Below are 17,672 nucleotides of genomic sequence, written 5' to 3'. Positions count from 1 at the left end.
TGGCCAGCGCCCCGGAAGCAAGGCTCCGCCGCCGCTTCGGGGCCCGGCGGCGGCCCGCCCGTCTCGCTCAGTGCCCGCCCGTCGCGCTCAGTGGCCGGACGGCGACTCACTGGGCTCCGCCGGCGTCCCGCTGGGCGTCGGCGAGGGCTTGGCCGAATGCGAGGGCTCCGGCGGGCTGGGCTGCGGCGGCGTCGGCGTGGACGCGCTGCCGCCACCGGTCGGGGTCGGCGCGGGCGTTCCCGGCGTCGCGGGTGTGCCGGTCGGGCCGGGAGTGCCGACGTTCGTCCCGGGCACCGGCACCGGAGCGCCCTGCAACCCGACCGCCGGCGGCGTCGGCCCCGGAACGTGCGCCCCCGGGGACGGCGCCACGCCGGGTGACGCGCCGTCAGCACTCGGCGCACCGCCACGCTCCCCGCGCTGCCCGCCCTGGTGCCCACCGGCCCCCACGCCGGCCTTGAGCGTGGTGGCCGTCCCCGGGCCGGTCGGCTTCACCCGGTCCGGCCCGGCGGGCGGCTGCCCGCCCACCGACATGCAGCCGCTCAGTCCGAACACGGCGACCGCCGCCATCGCCGCCCCCGCCACCACCCGTCGCCGCGCCGACCGAACCGCCATCACCGAGCCACCTCCCGCACGACCCGCCCGGGCCGCCAATCGTTCTCGGGTGCCCAACGCGCGTCCGCCCCACCGGGACACGGGCAACCGCCGACCATCAGCCCCGCGCCACCCCCCGCGGGCGCACCGGCGCGGATCATCTGGCGTCCCGTCAACGGACCTCCGACAATGGACGGGTGGAGATGACCAGGGACGAGTTCGAAGCGCTGGTGTCCGACGCGCTGGACCAGATTCCGCCGCAGCTGGCCGCGATGATGGACAACGTGGCGGTCTTCGTCGAGGACGAACCCGACCCCGCCACCCCCGAACTGCTCGGCCTCTACGAGGGCATCCCGCTCACCGAACGCGGCGAGTGGTACGCCGGCGTCCTCCCCGACCGGATCCTGATCTACATGGGCCCGACCCTCCGTCACTGCGACTCCCGCGACCAGGCCGTCGAGGAGGTCCGCATCACCGTCATCCACGAAGTCGCCCACCACTTCGGCTTCGACGACGACGAACTCCACGACCTCGGCTGGTCCTGAAACCCCCGCCGCGCCCACCCCCGGAAACCGTTTTGGCGTTCCAGCCCGGCATCCCATATGCTTCTCGACGTCCCCGAACGCCGGATAAACCGGCCGGAAGGGCCGCAAGCCCTCATCGTCTAGTGGCCCAGGACGCCGCCCTTTCAAGGCGGTAGCACGGGTTCGAATCCCGTTGGGGGTACGCAGTACCGCAGTAAGGTCCTGTGCGGAGCAATCCGCATGAGGTCCCGTGGAGCAGTTGGTTAGCTCGCCACCCTGTCAAGGTGGAGGTCGCGGGTTCAAGTCCCGTCGGGATCGCTCGTCTCGCAAGAGGCGTGCAGTTGCAGTACGGCCAGGTAGCTCAGTTGGTACGAGCGTCCGCCTGAAAAGCGGAAGGTCGCCGGTTCGACCCCGGCCCTGGCCACATCGCCTGACCAGGCACGATGCCCTCGAAGCAGATCGCTTCGGGGGCATTTTGGCGTTGCTTGACGCCAACGGCACAGCGGACGGTCACACCCCGAGAGCAATAGCGCTGAATTCAAGGCTGAGCAGCGCTACTATGCATGCATGGCTACCGTGCAGATCAGGAACCTGAACGACGAGGCCTACGCGATACTGCGTCGGCGCGCAGACGAGTCGGGACGATCGCTGCAGGAGTACCTCCGGCTACGACTCGAGGAGGAGGCTGCGCAACCCACCGTCGAGGAGGTGTTGACCACCGCCCGCGAGAACCTGTCGAGCAGTGTCTCGATGGCCGACATCCTCGCCGCACAGCGGGAGGGCCGGGGCGAGTGATCGTCGTCGACAACTCGGTGCTCGTAGCCGCGCTTGTTGATCGGGGCTCTGTCGGGAAGGCCTGCGCGAGCCGGATTTCGGGAGAACGCCTCGCCGCCCCAGCGCTGATCGACATTGAGGCCACGAGTGCCGTCCGGGGGCTGCTGCTCGGCCGAAAGATCGAGTTCGCCGACGCGGATCGCGCACTTCGGCTGTTGCCCTCACTGCCGATTCAGCGAGCCCAGCACACGGAGCTCCTGCCACGGATCTGGGAACTCCGAGGGAACTTCACCGCATATGACGCCGCGTATGTAGCCCTTGCCGAGCATCTGGGCGTACCTCTGGTCACTGGCGACGCCAAGCTGCAGCGAGGTTCCGGGGCACGGTGCGTCATCGAAGTAATCAACTGACGGACGGGCATCAGCCCTGCAGGGCCCGGTCGTCGAGCCGGCGCAGCAGGCCGGGTAGGTGCCGGTACCGGTCGCGGAGCGCGGCCAGCCGCTGCCGGAACTCAAGGCTGCGCCCGGTGTGGTCACAGGCGTCGCGGAGCTCGACCAGGAGGGCCACGGCGGTGTCGTAGCGGGCCGTCTGTTTACGGGCGACGTGGTTCTCGACCTCGTGCCAGATCGCTTCCTCGTCGGCGGCCAGGGCGGTGAGCTTCTTTGCCCGTGCCTCGACTCGAATCCGCTCGGCGCGCTGCCGACGCTCGGTGGCCAGCGCATGCGCGGCGTCCAGCAGTTCGGCGGCAGTGCGCTGCCCCGGCACCGTCGCGACGGGCAGCTCGCCGCGCAGCCGGCGTACGAGTTCGGTTCCCAACTGAGGCTCATCACCCAGCGCGAGGCGCAACAGCAGATCGTTCTTCTCCTTCTCGGGAAGCGCGGCGATCAGCGGCGCCAGCTCCTTCTTCCCGGGCCTCTTCCGAGATGCGGGGGCGGGCGGGCTGGCCTGGGCGGCGACCGCCAGCAGGTCGGCGTCGACGCGCAGGAAGTCCGCGAGCGCTCGCTGCGGTGCGGTGAGCCGGTCGAGCCCAACCGGGACCGGGGGCTCGACCTCGTCCTGGTAAGCCTCCTCGTCGTCGTCCTGGAGCGCCCAGGCGCCGATGCCGGACAGCCACGCGAGGTACAGGGCGCGGTGGTCCCCGGAGAGCAGCTCGGCCCGAACCCCGGCGATGGCGCCGAGCGAGTCCTCGGCACCCTCGTTCCAGTCTCCGCTCTCGTCCTCACTGCGCAGGTCGAGGATGAGGTGGGTCTCGGTCGTCCACGCCTCGAAACACTCGTCGAAGCAGTACGGCTCCACCGCTCGCTGCGTGAGCTGTCCCTTGGGCAGGCGCAGGATCACCTGGTGGGTTCCCCAGTTGGTCACGTAGAGGTGAGCGTCGTAGTACTGCTCCACCATCCGCCTGGGGTCGCCTCGGAAGTTGCCCCACTGGTAGTCGTTGATGAAGCTGGTCGCGGTGATCCGGGCCCGGGTCGACAGCGATCGCAGTTCTTCCTGCTCCGCGCGGGTCAGCGGGCGGTCGATCGCCAGGAACTCGTAGTACTGGTACTCACTCATTGCCGCGACCCTAGCGGGTCCCCTGATCCCCGATGATGAAATCCGCCAAGCCGAGGCAGGCATGCACCCACAGTCAGCTGCCACGCCGGCCGACCGGGACCGACCCGTGCACTTCTCGGCTGAACCTGGCGCGGAGATGAAAGACCCGGCCGACGGCAAACTCGCCAACTAGGCTGGAGCATCGGCTGACTCACCCGGAAGGGCACCGCGCATGAACCCCGAGCACTTCGCGCTCCTTGAAGAGGCCCGCAGGAGCCTGCCTGACGGGTTCAAGGTCGAACTTTCCGGCGACACCATCGTCATGACGGTCAGCCCCTCGGGTATTCACCAACGGAATCTCTTGGTGGTGCGCCGCCAGTTCGACGCGCACGCCCCGGCGGGACTACTGCCCAGCGAGAACACGGACCTCGTCTCGCCCAATGTCGGCAAGAGCCGCAATCCCGACCTGACGTACCTGCCGGACGATGCACTCACGACCAGGGACAACCAGGTTCCTGCCGAGGTTGCTGCGATTGCCGTCGAACTGGTCTCACCGTCCAACCCGGAGAACGACTGGGTGGGGAAGGTACGGGACTACCCGCTCATGAGAATCCCTCTCTACCTCGTGATCGACGCAAGGGAGAAGGCGGTCACGCTCTTCAGCCGACCCGACAGCACGAAGTACCACCGCCGCGAGGACATCGCGTTCGGCGAGACCATCCATATCCCGGAGCCGTTCGACTTCGAGCTGATCACGACCGGCCTGCTCCCCTACTGAGCACGCCCAGCACGTGCGAAGCGACGCCGGTTGACGCCAACGCTGACGCCAATCGGCCCGAACGACGGTGTCCGAAGGCGGCCTTCTACGGACAGCAGGATCTCCCGAACTGGGGCATCTCGATGCCCCGGCCTGGCCTGAAAAGCGGAAGGTCGCCGGTTCGACCCCGGCCCTGGCCACCGCCAGAAAGCCCCCGAGCGCATCGCGCTCGGGGGCTTTTTCGTGCCTCAGGCGTCCGCGGGGATCGGAAGGGAGCCGGACAGGGCCTGGCGGGCGAACTCGACGACGTGGGGGCGCAGGTCGGGGTGGGTGGTGCCGAGGATGAGGCGGGTCATCTGGGGGACGGCGGTGGGCCAGGCGGCGAGGCCGATCAGGCTCAGTAGGCAGGCGGCGACCTGGGGGGAGGCTTCGGCGCCGAAGGTGGCGGCGAGGGCGGCGACCTTCTGTTCGTAGTGGGTGGCGCGAGTTCGCGCCCACACCCCGAGGAGACCCCCATGGCCGACACCGCCGCCGCCGCCACCACCCACCCCGCCCCGTCGGTGCACGTCCGCGCGCTGATCACCTGGATGGCCGTCTTCCCGTCGATCACGGTCGTCCAGCTGCTGCTCGGCCCGTCGCTGAACGACCTGGCGGTGCCGCTGCGGGTGCTGGCGATCACCGCCCTGGTGGTTCCCGCCGTGGTCTACCTGTTCGTCCCGGGGCTGCTGAAGGCCCGGGTGGCGCTGCTGCGGCGGCGGGCCCGCTGATCACCGGCCGCGCTGCTGCGGCGGCGGGCCCGCTGATCAGCGGCGGAGCGCCTTGCGGGTGTTGCGGACCCGGCGGTGCGCGCGCTGGACGCCGGACAGGGTGTGCAGCCGGCCCGCCACGGTGAGGCGGTACTTGAGGCGCAGCACGGGTGGGAGCGCGGCGAGGTGTTCGGGGCCGATGGCGCTGAGCAGCCGGGTGATGTGCCGGTGGTAGGCGTGCCGGTAGTCGCGGTCGCCGTCGGGGACGGTCCAGAAGAACATCGGGATCTCCTCGACCAGGGTGTTGTGGTCGTAGGCCCGCAGGTCCTCGCGGAAGGCGGGTTCGGGGCGGTCCAGCAGCCAGCCGCGGACGAGTTCGATGGAGCGCACCCGGTCGGCCAGGCCGCGCGGGTCGGTGCGGCGCTGGGTGATGGAGCGGTCGCCGTCCTCGCGGATCCGCCAGTGGTAGACCGGCTCGGACAGCACGTCGACGCTGGTCGCCAGGAAGTGGTGCGGGACGCTGACGGGGGCGTCCTCGTACAGCATGCCCTCGGGGTACTCGAGGCCGGCCGCGGCGTAGAAGGTGCGGCGGTAGACCTTGTTCCAGGCGGTGCGGTCGGTGACCAGGGCGGGCAGTTCGCGGACGTGGGTGCGCAGCCGGGTCTCGGCGAACGGGCGGCGGTGCGCGTGCGAGGGTTCGAGTCCGGTGCTGCGCAGCCGCAGCGCGTTGCCGGCGGCGAAGTCGGAGCCGGTCTCGTCCAGGGTGCCGATCATCAGCCGGTAGGCGTGGGTGGGCAGGGTGTCGTCGCTGTCGACGAAGGCCAGGTACTCGGTGCCGGCGGTGAGGTGGCGCACGCCGGTGTTGCGGGCCGCGCCGAGGCCCAGGTTGGGCTGGCGGACCAGCCGGAAGCGCGGGTCGCGGGCGGTGTACTGCTCGGCGAGGTCGGCGCTGGTGTCGGTGGAGCCGTCGTCCACCAGGACGCATTCGAAGTCGGCGAAGCTCTGGTCGGCGATCGAGTCCAGGCAGTCGACGAGGTACCGCTCGACGTTGTACACGGGGACGACGACGGAGAGTCGGGGAGCCATCGGCAGCGCGGCCTTTCGGGCGGGGCGCGCCCGAGTGGTGCTGGCGGACGGGCGCCGGGCGAGGACGCGGGGAGCGTATCGGCGCGGAACTGCCTTGTAGCTAACGGAAGATGACGCCGAGACGGCGGGCCTGGAAGCTCCGGTTCGCGGGGCGTGCGCGCGACGGCGCACGGCAACCCGCCGAACGAGCGCCGCTGCCCACCCCCGTGGGGCAACGGCGCCCGAGCATCAGGATGCCGATCCTGCCGATCCCGCCCACGCTGTGTCAACTATCGTGGATTCAAGAGTGACGAAGGGGCGCCCGCGGCGACCTGCCCGCACGCTTTCCGCACCAATTCCCCAACGATCGTTCAGAACAGGGTTATCGGGGGGATACGCCCGGGGGTACGAACCCTCTATGATCCGGCACATGCCCACGGACTCCTCCCGCGCCGAAGCACTGGACTTCGCCAGCCGTTTCCGGCGTCTGATAGCGGTGATCTACCCCAAGGACCTCGGCCGGCCCTGGCGGGACTCCGAGATCGCCGAAGGCACCGGGCTGAGCGGCACGTACATCGGCAACCTGCGCAAGGGCACCCAGAAGCCGAGCCTGGAGAACGCCGTCCGGATCGCCAAGTTCTTCGGCGTCCCGCTGGACTACTTCTCCGACTCGGAGACCGCCAGCGCGGTCGAGCGCGACCTGCGCAAGATCGAGGCGCTGCGCGACGCCCGGGTGGAGCGGATCGCCATGCGCGCGGCCGGCCTGCCGCCGGAGATGCAGGACGCCGCACTCACTATTGTGGAGCAGTTGCGGCGGGCCGTCGGCCTGCCCACCGGCCAGTCGGACGAGGCCGGACCGACGACGTGACGGAGCGTCAGCAGGTGCCGCTGGGACACTGGCGGCGCCCGGAGGGGGTCGACGTGCGTGGTGTGGGGAGCGGACTCGGGAGGACCCGCCGCCGGATGCGGGCGGTGGCGCGCGAACTGCGTCTGCCGCCGCTGAGCACCGTCGAGGAACTGTGCGGAGTGGTCTCCGCGCACCTGGACCGGCCGATCCGGATCGCGCCGCGCCGGATGCGGGTCGGCGAGCCGTCCGGTTTCGTGGAACGGCTGTCCACCGAGGACGTGATCCACGTCGAGCAGGAGACCTCCGGGCTGCACCGCGCGCACATCGTCTGCCACGAACTGGCGCACCTGCTGTGCGGGCACCTGAGCGAGCCGCCGTCGCCGGACGAGGACCCGGCGCTGGTCGAACTGCCCACCATCGACCCGGAGATGCTCCGGCTGGTGCTCGGCCGCTCGCACTACGACGACGCCGCCGAAGAGGAGGCGGAGGTGCTCGGCGCCGAGCTGATGCGCGTCCTGGTGCTCGCCCCGGGGGCCGGCACCACCTCGCAGCTCGCCCCCGCGCTGGAGCACCGCAAGGGACAGCATGTCTGAACTTCCCTACAACCTGGCCTACTTGAGCATCGGCTGTGCCGCCTGGGTGGTGGCCGGGCTGAAGCTGCGGGCCTGGCGGCGCGAGCCGTCCTTCGGCCTGCTGGTGGTCGCCCTGGCGGTCGCCTCGCCGTCCACCTCCTTCCTGCTGGCCTCCCCGCTGCTGTACCGGGCGATCGACCACGTCACCGGCGTCGGCAACCTGGCCACCCTGCTGGTCTACCTGGGCATCATCGGCTTCTCCGCCGCCGCCGTGGTCCTCGCGCTGGTCTGGTCGCCGCCCGAGGAGCGCTCCGGCACCGAGGTGTGGGCGCCGCTGGACGACCGGCTGCGGCGGCGGGTGCGCCGCCGCACCGCCGTGTTCGCCGCGCTGGTACCGGTGCTGGTGGCGCTGTTCCTGATCGGCGGCCCGTACCGGCCCGAGACGCCGCTCACCTTCGACACCACCTTCGCCCCGCGCGCCGCCACCGCCCTGTTCCTGACGCTCTACCAGGGCCTGTACGCCTTCTCGCTGATCGACATCGGCCGGGTCTGCCTCGGCCACGCCGCCCGGCTCCCCGCCGGCTGGCTGCGCCGCGGCATCCGGTTCATCGCCGCCGGCGCGCTCACCGCCTGCGGCTACGTGGTGTGCAAGCTCGCCGCGATCGCCCTCGCGTACGCCGGCGTCAATGACGTCGAGTGGCTGAGCACCGCGCTCGGCCCGCTGTTCGCCGCGCTCGGCGCGGTCGGCATCACCCTCGGCTTCGCCGGCCCGGCCGGCGCCGCCTGGACCCAGCGCCGCCGCGACTTCCGGGCGCTGCGCCCGCTCTGGGACCTGGTCTACCGGGCCGACCGCCGACTCGCCCTGGAGGGCCCGTCGCCCGCCTGGCGCGAACGCGCCGCACTGCGCGACCTGGAGTGGCGCACCACCCGGCGTGGCCTGGAGATCCGCGACGGCCAGCTGACGCTCCGCCCGTGGATCGACCCGGCGGCGGTCCGCGGCGCCGAGCGGTTCGCCGCCGAGGCCGCGCTCGGCACCGACGAGCGGGACGCGCTGGTGGTCGCCGCCGCGCTGCGCTCCGCGGTCGGCGCGCTGGCCGCCGGGGCGGTGCCGCGCCCGCGCGAGGAGCAGCCGGTGCTGCCCGGCCTGGACGCCGACCCGGCCGAGGAGCGCGCGCACCTGGTGCTGGTCGCCTCGTTCCTGCAATCCCCGCTGCTGGAACGGGCGTTGGCCGAGCAGGCACGGTGACGGAACCGCCCCGGGACGCGTTCGCCGCGCTGGTGCTGCGGCGGGCCCCGCAGCGTGCCCGGGTCGGCCTGACGCTCGGCTTCGTGCGCACCTTCGCCGTCCCCGAGATCGCCGAAGTGCTGTCCGCCACCGGCAAGTTGACGTCAGCGCCGAAGGCCCGGGCGAAGGCCACCGGCGCCATGATGTTCGCGCTGATCGGCCACGGGGTGAACAGCGGCCCTGGCCGGGGGATCGTCGCCGAGCTCGCCGCGATGCACCGACTGCCTGGCGTGGACGCCGAGTTGATGCGCTACGTGCTGGCCTGTTTCACCGTCTGCCCGGTGGAGTTCACCGCCCGGAACGGCGGCGTGACGCCCGCCGAGCGGGAGGCCGCGTTCGCCTTCCAGGCCGAGCTGGCCGCCGCCCTGGAGCTGCCCGCACTGCCCGGCCCCGGCCTGGACGGGACCGCCGCCTGGATGCGCGAGTTCGAGGCCGCCCGGTTCGCGCCCAGCCCGGCCGGCCGGGCCCTCTGGCAGGCCGTCTCCGGCCTGTTCGCGGCCCGCCTGCCCGGCCCACTGGCCCGGCACGCCCCGGCCTTCGCCACCGCCCTGCTGGACGCCCCGCTGCGGGCCGCCTTCGACGTCCCCCGCCCCGCCTGGCCACTGCGCGCGGCCGCCGCCACCGCCTTCCGGCTGGCGCGCTGAACTACCGCGAGCCGTGCACCCGGCGGTGGCTCCAGACCATCAGGGCGAGCAGGATCAGGCCCGACAGCATCAGGCTCAGCCCGGTCGCCCAGCCCGCCAGCGGCAGGCTCGGCACCAGCACCGCGACGACGCCGGTGCCGATCAGCCCGAGCCCGGCCAGCACCGACCCGGCGATCCGCCAGCGCGAGGCGACGCTGGCCTCGACGCCCGCCATCGCCCGCGCCCGGACCGGCTCGACGTACCGGGACAGCGCCGGGACCGCCCGGGCCAGCAGGATCAGCCCGGCCAGCAGGAGCAGCGTGCCCGGGCCGGGCAGCACCAGCAGCACCAGGCCGACCGAGATCAGGGTGACCCCGGCCGTCCCGAGGGCCACCCTGGCCACCGGGTGGACGGTGCCAGGGTCCGCTTCGAATGCCGGCCGCTGCTGTTCGCTCATCACTCCACGGTAACCGGACCGGCGAGTGAACCGGCGGGAGGGCTCAGGGCCTGGTCAGTGCCTCGATGCTGTGCCCGTCCGGGTCCTTCACGTACACGCCGCGGCCGCCGTTCCAGTGGTTGACCCGGCCGGGCTGCTGGGAGAACGGGTCGGCGAAGTAGGTCAGGCCCTGGGCCTCGATCCGGGCGAAGATCGCGTCGAACTCGTCCTCGGAGACCAGGAACGCGTAGTGCTGCGGGGTGACCGGGCCCTCGACGGTCATCACGTCGAGCGTCACCCGGTTTCCCAACTGCACGGCGAGGAAAGGCCCGTTGAGTTCGGCCTCGGGCAGACCGAGCAGGCCGGTCAGGAAGTCGGCGGTGGCCCGCCGGTCGCGGGCGGCCACGATGGTGTGGTTGAGCTCTATGGGCATGGTTGCACGGCCTCTCGTTCCGGAGCGGGGTGATCTCACGCACCTCGACGGTAGGACTTCAAGCGTGCTTCAGGTCAATAGCGGTTGACCAGCGGCGTCCCCCTGGCGCCCGGGCCGGGGGGACGCCGGCCGGGTCACATGCCGTTCTTGCGGATCGCGGTGTAGCCGGACAGCTTCGACATCGCCACCTCGTGCGAGATGCAGCCGTTGCTGCCGGAGTCCTCCAGGATGATCGCCTTGGTGTGCGCGGCGTCCGCCCAGCCGCCGAACAGCACCACGTGCTGGTTCTTGTCGCCGCTCTCGTGGTGGATCACCAGCGCGTCGCCGGGCATCAGGTCGCTCTTGTTGATGTGGTGCGCGATGCCCGCGCTCTCGCTGATCAGCGGGCCGGTCGAGGTGCCACCACCCGCGGTGGACAGGCCCCAGGCCGCCGAGACGAAGCCGGAGCAGTCGACCCGGTAGCCGTTGGTGACGGCGCCCTGGCTGTAGCCGAGCTTGCGCTCGACCCGCTCCATCGCCCGCTCGACCATCGCCTTGCGCTCGTCGGAGACCCCGTCCAGGTGCGGCTGGTCCACCACGCCGACGCCCCCGCCGTTGCGCGGGTGCCACTTGTGGGTGGGCGACCAGTCGTCCCAGCCCCGGCCGTTGATCATCGTGGTCTTCCAGTCGCCGCTGGACCGGTCCTTGATCTTCGGGCCGTCGTGCAGGCCGCCCGGACGGGTGGAGATCCCCGAACCGTCGTTGCCGCTGGTGTCCCCGCCGCCGGTGTTCGGCGACTTCGGCTGCGGCGCGTGGCTCCCGCCACCACCGCCACCGCCCGTGCCGCCACCGCCGCCACCGCCGTGGCCGCCCGCGCCGTCGCCACCGGTGTTCGGCGACTTCGGCTGGTCCGGGTGGCTCCCGCCGCCACCGCTGCCGCCACCGCCGTTGCCGACGCCGGCGATGCCGGTGCTCGGCGACTTCGGCTGCGGCGTGCCCTCGCCGTGCGGCTTGTTGAGGATGTCGGCGATGCCCTGCTCGACCTGGTGGTACCGGTCGATCGTCTTCTTGAGCTTCGCCGCGTCCTCGCCGAGCTCCTTGGTGAGCTTCTCCTTGGTCTGCATCAGCGCGTCGGCCTTCTGGCTGATGTCGTCGACGTCCCGCTTCACCTCGGAGAGCACCGCGCCAGCCCCGACGACTCCCGCCATGAAACCGGAGAACACGTCGGTGGCGGCCGCCTTCGCGACCGTGGCCTTGATGTGCCCGATCTGCTGGGTCATCTCCGCCATGCGCTGGTTCAGCTGCTGGAAGTCCTGCATGATCTTCAGCATTTCGTCCGGCCGGAAGCCGAACTGATTCCCCGTCATCGCACACGCCCCCCTGCCACGGCGACGGCCCCCCTGGCCGCGCGCCCCAAAACTGGTCCAAGTCTCTCGCAGCGGACCGCAAGGGGCCCGGCCGGGGGTGGTCAACCCCAGGCCGGGCCCGATGCGGTGAGCCCGCGTCAGTCGACGCCGTTGCGGCGGTACGGCTGGTAGGCCGAGCCGCCGTGGAAGTACGGGTAGGGGATCTCCCGGGAGACCATGCCCGCGTCGCCGCTGTCCTCGATGCCGATGTAGCGGGTGTGGGCAGCGTCCACCCAGCCGCCGAACAGCACCGTGTGATCGTTGGAGATCATCGCGTCGCCGGGCTGCAGATCGGCCTTCCCGATGTGGTGCGACACGTTGCCCTGCATCAGACCGATGGTGTTCAGACCCGGGCCGGGCAGGCCCCAGGCGCAGGACACCAGGCCCGAGCAGTCCACCCGGTAGCCGTTGGTGACGGCGCCCTGGCTGTAGCCGAGCTTGTGCTCGGCGCGTTCCAGCGCGCGCTCCACCATGGCCCGGCGTTCCGCCGACAGCCCGTCCAGATTGGGCCTGGCCTTCACGCCGAGGCCTTCGCCGTTCTTCCGGTGCTTCTTGTGGGACCAGGAGTCCCAGCCGCTGCCGTTGATGATCTTGGTGTTCCAGTCACCGGTCGAGCGGTCCTTGAGCTTCGGCCCGTCGTGCTTCCCACCGGGCCCGCCGGACGGCGTGCCGGTGCCGCCGCCACCGCCGCTGTCGTTGCCGGTCCTCGGCGACTTCGGCTGCGGCGCGCGGCTCCCGCCGCCACCACCACCGCCACCACCGCCGCCGTGGCCGACGCCGTCGGTGCCGGTGTGCGGGGACTTCGGCTGCTCGGCGTGACCGCCGCCACCACCACCGCCACCGCTGTTGCCGCCACCCCCGCCGGGGCCCACACCGGCGATGCCGGTGTGCGGCGACTTCGGCGGCTGGATCTCGCCCTTGGGCTTGTTCATCTCCTCGGCGATCTTCTTCTCGACCGCCGCGTACCGGGCGATGAGCTTCTTGATCTTCGCCGCGTCCTGGCCCAGCTCCTGGGTGAGCTTCTTCTTGGTCTCCATCAGCGCGTCGGCCTTCTGGCTGATGTCGTCGACATCCCGCTTCACCTCGGCGAGCACCGCACCCGCGCCGACGATCCCCAGGATGCCGCCGGAGAACACATCGGTGGCCGCCGCCTTCGCGACCGTCGCCCGGATGTGCCCGACCTGCTGGGTCATCTCCGCCATGCGCTGGTTGAGCTGCTCGAAGTCGCGCTGGATCCGCAGCAGCTCCTCCGGCCGGAAGCCGAACATGTTCCCCGTCATCGAAGGACGTCCCCTCGCTCTCCGTCCGCGGCCGGGCCCCGGACGATCTCCACCGTCCGGATCCGGATCACAGCACGCTGGCGAGGCGCTTCACCGAGTCGCCGAGCTGGTTGAGCTCGTCCGCGACCCCGTTCAGCTCCCGTACCCGGCCCTGGGCGTGCGCGGTGAACGCGTCCGCCGCGGCACCGTGCCAGGACATGTGCGACAGCAGCGAGTTGACGTCCCCACCCAGCTGCTCGACCTGCTTGGCCATCTCGGCCAGCTCCTGCGCGATCTTGTTCAGCTCGGCGTCGGCGTCCCCGAACATCTTGCCGAGCGCCCAGTGCGCGATCTCGGCCGGCGCCATGACGATGTCCTTGCCGACCTTGGCCACGTCGCCGACCAGGTGGCCGACGTCGCTGAACACCTCACCTACGTCGCCAAAAAAGCCCATCAGAAACTCCCCCTGTTCCCCGTCAAACCGTTGCCCCCAGGCTAGTCAGTACTGCCTTCGAGCGAAACGGGCGGGTGCCCGTCAATACCTGCGGTTGACCTCCGGGCGGGTGTTCGCGGTCCGCCACCCGCGCCTGTGACACTGGAAGCGCTCGAAAAACCGAGGTGCGCCCCGGCCCCGACTTTTGCAACCTAGAGGGATGCCCGCAGTGAGTTCTCCCGTAGCCCCGCAGCCCGCCCCCACGCTCGCGGAGCTGGCCGCCCGGTTGCCCGGCCTGATGCTGCGCGACATGCAGCGCCTCGGCCGCCGCCTGGAGGGCACCCGCAAGGTCCGGTCGAGCGAGGCCCGCGACAAGATCCTGGCCGAGCTGGCCGCCGACTTCGACCGCTCCGAACTGCGGGTGTCCGACCGCCGGGCGGCGGTCCCGGAAATCCGCTACCCGCAGGAACTGCCGGTCGCGCAGAAGAAGGACGAGATCCTGGCCGCCGTCCGCGACCACCAGGTGGTGATCGTGGCGGGCGAGACCGGCTCCGGAAAGACCACCCAGATCCCGAAGATCTGCCTGGAGCTCGGCCGCGGCATCCAGGGCCTGATCGGCCACACCCAGCCCCGCCGGATCGCCGCCCGCACGGTCGCCGAGCGCGTCGCCGAGGAGCTGAACACCCCGCTCGGCGAGGCCGTCGGCTGGAAGGTCCGGTTCACCGACCAGGCCGGCCAGGACACCCTGGTGAAGCTGATGACGGACGGCATCCTGCTGGCCGAGATCCAGACCGACCGGGACCTGCGCCAGTACGACACCCTGATCATCGACGAGGCGCACGAGCGCAGCCTGAACATCGACTTCCTGCTCGGCTACCTCAAGCAGCTGCTCCCCCGCCGCCCCGACCTCAAGGTGATCATCACCTCGGCCACCATCGACCCGGAACGCTTCGCCGAACACTTCGACGACGCCCCGATCATCGAGGTCTCCGGCCGCACCTACCCCGTCGAGGTCCGATATCGGCCGCTCCTGGACGACGACGTCGAGGAAGAGGAGCTCGACCGCGACCGCGACCAGATCCAGGGGATCTGCGACGCGGTCGAGGAGCTCCAGGCCGAAGGCCCGGGCGACATCCTGGTGTTCCTCTCCGGCGAGCGCGAGATCCGCGACACCGCCGACGCGCTGACCAAGCTGAAACTGAAGTTCACCGAGATCCTCCCGCTGTACGCCCGGCTCTCCTCCGCCGAACAGCACCGGGTCTTCCAACGGTCCACGCAGCGCCGGGTGGTGCTCGCCACCAACGTCGCCGAGACCTCGCTGACCGTCCCCGGCATCAAGTACGTGATCGACCCGGGCACCGCCCGGATCTCCCGCTACAGCCACCGCACCAAGGTCCAGCGCCTGCCCATCGAGGCGATCAGCCAGGCCAGCGCCAACCAGCGCAAGGGCCGCTGCGGCCGCACCTCGGACGGCATCTGCATCCGCCTGTACTCGGAGGAGGACTTCCTCTCCCGCCCCGAGTTCACCGACGCGGAGATCCTCCGCACCAACCTGGCCTCCGTCATCCTGCAGATGACCGCGGCGAACCTCGGCGACATCGCCGCTTTCCCGTTCCTCGACCCGCCGGACTCCCGCAACATCAAGGACGGCGTCAACCTGCTGCACGAGCTGGGTGCGCTGGACCCGGCCGAGAAGGACCACCGCAAGCGCCTCACCCCGCTCGGCCGCAAGCTCGCGCAGCTCCCGGTCGACCCGAGGATGGCCCGCATGGTGCTGGAGGCCGACCGTCTCGGCTGCGTCCGCGACGTGATGGTGATCGCCTCCGCACTGTCCATCCAGGACCCGCGCGAACGCCCCGCCGAGAAGCGCCAGGCCGCCGACGAACGGCACCGCCGCTTCCACTCGGAGACCTCCGACTTCCTCTCCTACCTGGCGATGTGGCGCTACGTCAGGGAGCAGCAGAAGGAGCTGTCCTCCTCCGCGTTCCGCCGGATGTGCAAGTCCGAGTTCCTCAACTACCTGCGGATACGGGAGTGGCAGGACGTCTACGTCCAGCTGCGCACCATCGCCAAGCAGCTCGGCGTCACCATCGAGGAGCCCCATGAGGACGCCGAGCCGGACGCGGACCGGATCCACCAGGCGCTGCTCTCCGGCCTGCTGTCCCACCTCGGCCTGTTCGACGTGGAGAAGCGCGAGTACGCGGGCGCCCGGGGCGCCCGGTTCGCGGTGTTCCCCGGTTCGGGGCTGTTCAAGAAGCCGCCGCGCTGGGTGATGTCCGCCGAGCTGGTGGAGACCTCCCGGCTGTGGGCCCGGATCAACGCGAAGATCGAGCCGGAGTGGGTGGAGCCGCTCGCCCCGCACCTGATCAAGCGCAGCTACAGCGAGCCGCACTGGGAGAAGAAGGCCGGCGCGGTGCTGGCCTACGAGAAGGTCACCCTGTACGGCCTGCCGATCGTCGCCCAGCGCAAGATCAACTACGGCCGGGTCGAGCCCGAGCTGTGCCGCGAACTGTTCATCCGCTCCGCCCTGGTGGAGGGTGACTGGGAGACCCACCACAAGTTCTTCGCGGAGAACCGCCGGCTGCTCGACGAGGTCGAGGAGCTGGAGAACCGGGCCCGCCGCCGGGACATCATGGTCGACGACCAGACCCTGTTCGACTTCTACGACGCCCGCCTGCCCGAGGACATCGTCTCCGCCCGGCACTTCGACGCCTGGTGGAAGAAGACCCGCCGCGATCAGCCCGACCTGCTGGGCTTCGAGAAGTCGATGCTGATCAACGACTCCGCGGACGGCGTCACCGAGGCCGACTACCCGGACGTCTGGCAGCAGGGCAAGCTGCGCTTCCCGCTGACCTACCAGTTCGAGCCGGGCAGCGACGCGGACGGTGTGACGGTGCACATCCCGCTCGCAGTGCTCAACCAGGTGGTCGCGGACGGCTTCGACTGGCAGATCCCGGGCCTGCGCGAGGAGCTCGTCACCGCCTGGATCCGCTCGCTGCCGAAGGCGATCCGCCGCAACTTCGTGCCCGCCCCGGACTACGCCCGGGCCGCCATGCGCGAGCTGACCGACCGCCAGGAGCCGTTGCTGCCCACCCTGGAGCGGGTGCTGCACCGGATGTCGGGCCTGCCGGTCCCGCCGGAGGCCTGGGACGAGGAGCGGATCCCCGACCACCTGAAGGTCACCTTCCGGGTGGTGGACGGCAAGCGGAAGCTCGCCGAGTCCAAGGACCTGGAGGAGCTGCGCCAGGGCCTGCGCCCGAAGCTGTCGGCGACGCTGTCCAGCGCGGCGTCCGGCCGCGGCATCGAGCGCACCGGCCTGACCGCCTGGCCCACCGACCTGCCGGTCCTGCAGCGCACCTTCGAGCAGCGCTCGCGCGGCCACGCGCTGCGCGCCTACCCGGCGCTGGTGGACGAGGGTTCGAGCGTCGGCATCAAGCTGTTCGACACCCCCGAGGCCCAGCAGCGCGCCATGTGGGAGGGCACCCGCCGGCTGCTGATGCTGCAGATCAACTCGCCCGCCAAGTCGATCCAGGGCCGCCTGGGCAATCAGGCGAAGCTGGCGCTGTCGTACAACCCGCACGGCTCGATCCCGGCGCTGTTCGAGGACATCGTGGCGGCCGCCACCGACCGCCTGATGACCCTGTCGGGCGGCGTGGCCTGGGAGTTGGATGCGTTCACGACGCTGTACGACAAGGTCCGGGCGGACCTGTACGAGCTGTCGGCGGACACCACGCTGAAGACCGCGGCGGCGCTGATCGGCTTCCACAAGGCGTCGAACCGGCTGAAGTCGGTCTCCAGCCCGGTGCTGCTGTCCGCGGTGAACGACGTCCGCCTGCACCTGGCCTCGCTGGTGCACCCGGGCTTCGTCACCGACACCGGCTGGCAGCGCCTGGGCGACCTGAAGCGCTATCTGATCGCCGTGGACCGCCGCCTGGAGGCGCTGCCCGACCATCCGCAGCGCGACCTGCAGAACCTGCTGAAGGTGCAGGCGGTGCAGCAGGCGTACGGCGAGCTGCTGGCGAAGGTGCCGGCCGGCCGGGAGCCGTCGGCGGAGATCCGGTCGGTCCGCTGGATGATCGAGGAGCTGCGGGTGAGCTTCTTCGCGCAGGGGCTGGGCACGCCGACGCCGGTGTCGGAGAAGCGCATCCTGAAGGCGATGGAGGCCGCCGCGGCAACCCTCTGAGGCCGGCCCGGAGCCGGTTCGACCTGGGGGGCAGAGATGCGTTACGATCTGTCTTGTTCGCAAGCGAGAGCAAGCGGACAAGGATCAGATCACTGGTCCCGTGGAGCAGTTGGTTAGCTCGCCACCCTGTCAAGGTGGAGGTCGCGGGTTCAAGTCCCGTCGGGATCGCAGGAGCGCAGGGCCCGGAACTTCGAGTTCCGGGCCCTATCGCTTTTTCCGGGCGCGC

The 17,672-nt window shown here is 71.0% G+C and carries 19 protein-coding genes and 4 tRNA genes; 14 read left to right on the top strand and 9 right to left on the bottom strand.

Features of this window, described 5'->3' with window-relative positions; translation table 11 throughout:
- Positions 1 to 87 precede the first annotated feature (87 nt).
- Positions 88 to 612 carry a hypothetical protein gene (locus ACIHEI_RS08720; protein ID WP_396606122.1) on the bottom strand — a complete coding sequence of 175 codons (525 nt, stop codon included), beginning with the start codon at positions 610 to 612 and terminating at the stop codon, positions 88 to 90.
- 182 nt (positions 613 to 794) lie between these two features.
- Between ACIHEI_RS08720 and ACIHEI_RS08715 the strand changes: the two genes are divergently transcribed.
- The 6 genes from ACIHEI_RS08715 to ACIHEI_RS08690 all read left to right on the top strand — a co-directional run bounded on the left by ACIHEI_RS08715 (position 795) and on the right by ACIHEI_RS08690 (position 2,299).
- Positions 795 to 1,136, top strand: coding sequence for a metallopeptidase family protein (locus tag ACIHEI_RS08715; RefSeq protein WP_387640729.1), 342 nt, complete (start codon positions 795 to 797; stop codon positions 1,134 to 1,136).
- A 108-nt stretch (positions 1,137 to 1,244) separates the two neighbouring features.
- Positions 1,245 to 1,317, top strand: a tRNA-Glu gene (locus ACIHEI_RS08710).
- Positions 1,318 to 1,359: 42 nt separating this feature from the next.
- Positions 1,360 to 1,433: transfer RNA gene (locus tag ACIHEI_RS08705), tRNA-Asp, on the top strand.
- A gap of 32 nt (positions 1,434 to 1,465) precedes the next feature.
- Positions 1,466 to 1,539: transfer RNA gene (locus ACIHEI_RS08700), tRNA-Phe, on the top strand.
- Between the two features lie 143 nt (positions 1,540 to 1,682).
- A complete protein-coding gene (locus ACIHEI_RS08695; RefSeq protein ID WP_195911043.1) occupies positions 1,683 to 1,910 on the top strand; it encodes a FitA-like ribbon-helix-helix domain-containing protein in 228 nt (75 codons plus the stop codon).
- Positions 1,907 to 2,299, top strand: coding sequence for a type II toxin-antitoxin system VapC family toxin (locus tag ACIHEI_RS08690; RefSeq protein ID WP_396606121.1), 393 nt, complete (start codon positions 1,907 to 1,909; stop codon positions 2,297 to 2,299). The genes ACIHEI_RS08695 and ACIHEI_RS08690 overlap by 4 nt, the downstream gene beginning before the upstream one ends.
- A 10-nt stretch (positions 2,300 to 2,309) precedes the next feature.
- Here ACIHEI_RS08690 and ACIHEI_RS08685 read toward each other — a convergent pair whose 3' ends face one another.
- The gene (locus ACIHEI_RS08685) at positions 2,310 to 3,443 is read right to left on the bottom strand and encodes a hypothetical protein (RefSeq protein ID WP_396606120.1); all 1,134 of its coding nucleotides are present in this window, start codon (positions 3,441 to 3,443) and stop codon (positions 2,310 to 2,312) included.
- Positions 3,444 to 3,654: 211 nt separating this feature from the next.
- Here ACIHEI_RS08685 and ACIHEI_RS08680 point away from each other — a divergent pair, with 211 nt between their 5' ends.
- Positions 3,655 to 4,200, top strand: coding sequence for a Uma2 family endonuclease (locus ACIHEI_RS08680; protein WP_396606119.1), 546 nt, complete (start codon positions 3,655 to 3,657; stop codon positions 4,198 to 4,200).
- A gap of 227 nt (positions 4,201 to 4,427) precedes the next feature.
- Here the strand turns inward: ACIHEI_RS08680 and ACIHEI_RS08675 are convergent, their stop codons facing one another.
- Positions 4,428 to 4,679, bottom strand: a complete 252-nt coding sequence (locus ACIHEI_RS08675; protein WP_396606118.1) for a hypothetical protein — start codon at positions 4,677 to 4,679, stop codon at positions 4,428 to 4,430.
- A gap of 15 nt (positions 4,680 to 4,694) precedes the next feature.
- Between ACIHEI_RS08675 and ACIHEI_RS08670 the strand changes: the two genes are divergently transcribed.
- Positions 4,695 to 4,946, top strand: coding sequence for a hypothetical protein (locus tag ACIHEI_RS08670; RefSeq protein WP_396606117.1), 252 nt, complete (start codon positions 4,695 to 4,697; stop codon positions 4,944 to 4,946).
- 36 nt (positions 4,947 to 4,982) lie between these two features.
- On the opposite strand, the gene ACIHEI_RS08665 is transcribed toward ACIHEI_RS08670, so the two are convergent.
- Positions 4,983 to 6,011, bottom strand: a complete 1,029-nt coding sequence (locus ACIHEI_RS08665) for a glycosyltransferase family 2 protein (protein ID WP_396606116.1) — start codon at positions 6,009 to 6,011, stop codon at positions 4,983 to 4,985.
- Between the two features lie 409 nt (positions 6,012 to 6,420).
- Between ACIHEI_RS08665 and ACIHEI_RS08660 the strand changes: the two genes are divergently transcribed.
- From ACIHEI_RS08660 to ACIHEI_RS08645, 4 genes are all read left to right on the top strand, one after another.
- Positions 6,421 to 6,858 (top strand): helix-turn-helix domain-containing protein, encoded by a 438-nt coding sequence (locus tag ACIHEI_RS08660; protein ID WP_387640429.1) that lies wholly within the window; start codon positions 6,421 to 6,423, stop codon positions 6,856 to 6,858.
- Between the two features lie 95 nt (positions 6,859 to 6,953).
- On the top strand, positions 6,954 to 7,430 hold the full coding sequence (locus ACIHEI_RS08655) for a hypothetical protein (RefSeq protein ID WP_396606115.1): 477 nt from the start codon (positions 6,954 to 6,956) through the stop codon (positions 7,428 to 7,430).
- Entirely contained in the window at positions 7,423 to 8,655 is a 1,233-nt protein-coding gene (locus tag ACIHEI_RS08650) for an MAB_1171c family putative transporter (protein WP_387640424.1), read from the top strand. The genes ACIHEI_RS08655 and ACIHEI_RS08650 overlap by 8 nt, the downstream gene beginning before the upstream one ends.
- Positions 8,652 to 9,338, top strand: a complete 687-nt coding sequence (locus ACIHEI_RS08645) for an oxygenase MpaB family protein (RefSeq protein WP_396606114.1) — start codon at positions 8,652 to 8,654, stop codon at positions 9,336 to 9,338. The genes ACIHEI_RS08650 and ACIHEI_RS08645 overlap by 4 nt, the downstream gene beginning before the upstream one ends.
- Position 9,339: 1 nt before the next feature.
- On the opposite strand, the gene ACIHEI_RS08640 is transcribed toward ACIHEI_RS08645, so the two are convergent.
- The 5 genes from ACIHEI_RS08640 to ACIHEI_RS08620 all read right to left on the bottom strand — a co-directional run bounded on the left by ACIHEI_RS08640 (position 9,340) and on the right by ACIHEI_RS08620 (position 13,284).
- Complete coding sequence (locus tag ACIHEI_RS08640; protein WP_396606113.1) at positions 9,340 to 9,774, bottom strand: PGPGW domain-containing protein; 435 nt, start codon at positions 9,772 to 9,774, stop codon at positions 9,340 to 9,342.
- 43 nt (positions 9,775 to 9,817) lie between these two features.
- Entirely contained in the window at positions 9,818 to 10,186 is a 369-nt protein-coding gene (locus ACIHEI_RS08635; RefSeq protein ID WP_396606112.1) for a VOC family protein, read from the bottom strand.
- Between the two features lie 134 nt (positions 10,187 to 10,320).
- Positions 10,321 to 11,532 carry a hypothetical protein gene (locus ACIHEI_RS08630; protein ID WP_396606111.1) on the bottom strand — a complete coding sequence of 404 codons (1,212 nt, stop codon included), beginning with the start codon at positions 11,530 to 11,532 and terminating at the stop codon, positions 10,321 to 10,323.
- Between the two features lie 137 nt (positions 11,533 to 11,669).
- The gene (locus ACIHEI_RS08625) at positions 11,670 to 12,851 is read right to left on the bottom strand and encodes a hypothetical protein (RefSeq protein WP_396606110.1); all 1,182 of its coding nucleotides are present in this window, start codon (positions 12,849 to 12,851) and stop codon (positions 11,670 to 11,672) included.
- Positions 12,852 to 12,918: 67 nt separating this feature from the next.
- Positions 12,919 to 13,284, bottom strand: coding sequence for a hypothetical protein (locus ACIHEI_RS08620; RefSeq protein WP_387640409.1), 366 nt, complete (start codon positions 13,282 to 13,284; stop codon positions 12,919 to 12,921).
- A 199-nt stretch (positions 13,285 to 13,483) separates the two neighbouring features.
- Here ACIHEI_RS08620 and hrpA point away from each other — a divergent pair, with 199 nt between their 5' ends.
- Both hrpA and ACIHEI_RS08610 read left to right on the top strand, forming a co-directional pair.
- On the top strand, positions 13,484 to 17,446 hold the full coding sequence (gene hrpA / locus ACIHEI_RS08615; protein WP_396606109.1) for an ATP-dependent RNA helicase HrpA: 3,963 nt from the start codon (positions 13,484 to 13,486) through the stop codon (positions 17,444 to 17,446).
- Between the two features lie 94 nt (positions 17,447 to 17,540).
- A tRNA-Asp gene (locus ACIHEI_RS08610) sits at positions 17,541 to 17,614 on the top strand.
- Positions 17,615 to 17,672: the final 58 nt, after the last annotated feature.

This window comes from Kitasatospora sp. NPDC051984, assembly GCF_044593455.1.
In the GTDB taxonomy this organism is placed as follows: Bacteria; Actinomycetota; Actinomycetes; order Streptomycetales; family Streptomycetaceae; genus Kitasatospora.
This window is presented reverse-complemented; position numbering and strand designations above follow the sequence as displayed.

Bases quoted from the DNA above. Each gene is read 5' to 3' on its own strand.
- ACIHEI_RS08720 (WP_396606122.1), bottom strand. From the start codon at position 612: ATGGCGGTTCGGTCGGCGCGGCGACGGGTGGTGGCGGGGGCGGCGATG.
- ACIHEI_RS08715 (WP_387640729.1), top strand. From the start codon at position 795: ATGACCAGGGACGAGTTCGAAGCGCTGGTGTCCGACGCGCTGGACCAG.
- ACIHEI_RS08695 (WP_195911043.1), top strand. From the start codon at position 1,683: ATGGCTACCGTGCAGATCAGGAACCTGAACGACGAGGCCTACGCGATA.
- ACIHEI_RS08685 (WP_396606120.1), bottom strand. From the start codon at position 3,443: ATGAGTGAGTACCAGTACTACGAGTTCCTGGCGATCGACCGCCCGCTG.
- ACIHEI_RS08680 (WP_396606119.1), top strand. From the start codon at position 3,655: ATGAACCCCGAGCACTTCGCGCTCCTTGAAGAGGCCCGCAGGAGCCTG.
- ACIHEI_RS08670 (WP_396606117.1), top strand. From the start codon at position 4,695: ATGGCCGACACCGCCGCCGCCGCCACCACCCACCCCGCCCCGTCGGTG.
- ACIHEI_RS08665 (WP_396606116.1), bottom strand. From the start codon at position 6,011: ATGGCTCCCCGACTCTCCGTCGTCGTCCCCGTGTACAACGTCGAGCGG.
- ACIHEI_RS08660 (WP_387640429.1), top strand. From the start codon at position 6,421: ATGCCCACGGACTCCTCCCGCGCCGAAGCACTGGACTTCGCCAGCCGT.
- ACIHEI_RS08655 (WP_396606115.1), top strand. From the start codon at position 6,954: ATGCGGGCGGTGGCGCGCGAACTGCGTCTGCCGCCGCTGAGCACCGTC.
- ACIHEI_RS08650 (WP_387640424.1), top strand. From the start codon at position 7,423: ATGTCTGAACTTCCCTACAACCTGGCCTACTTGAGCATCGGCTGTGCC.
- ACIHEI_RS08640 (WP_396606113.1), bottom strand. From the start codon at position 9,774: ATGAGCGAACAGCAGCGGCCGGCATTCGAAGCGGACCCTGGCACCGTC.
- ACIHEI_RS08635 (WP_396606112.1), bottom strand. From the start codon at position 10,186: ATGCCCATAGAGCTCAACCACACCATCGTGGCCGCCCGCGACCGGCGG.
- ACIHEI_RS08630 (WP_396606111.1), bottom strand. From the start codon at position 11,532: ATGACGGGGAATCAGTTCGGCTTCCGGCCGGACGAAATGCTGAAGATC.
- ACIHEI_RS08625 (WP_396606110.1), bottom strand. From the start codon at position 12,851: ATGACGGGGAACATGTTCGGCTTCCGGCCGGAGGAGCTGCTGCGGATC.
- ACIHEI_RS08620 (WP_387640409.1), bottom strand. From the start codon at position 13,284: ATGGGCTTTTTTGGCGACGTAGGTGAGGTGTTCAGCGACGTCGGCCAC.
- hrpA (WP_396606109.1), top strand. From the start codon at position 13,484: ATGCCCGCAGTGAGTTCTCCCGTAGCCCCGCAGCCCGCCCCCACGCTC.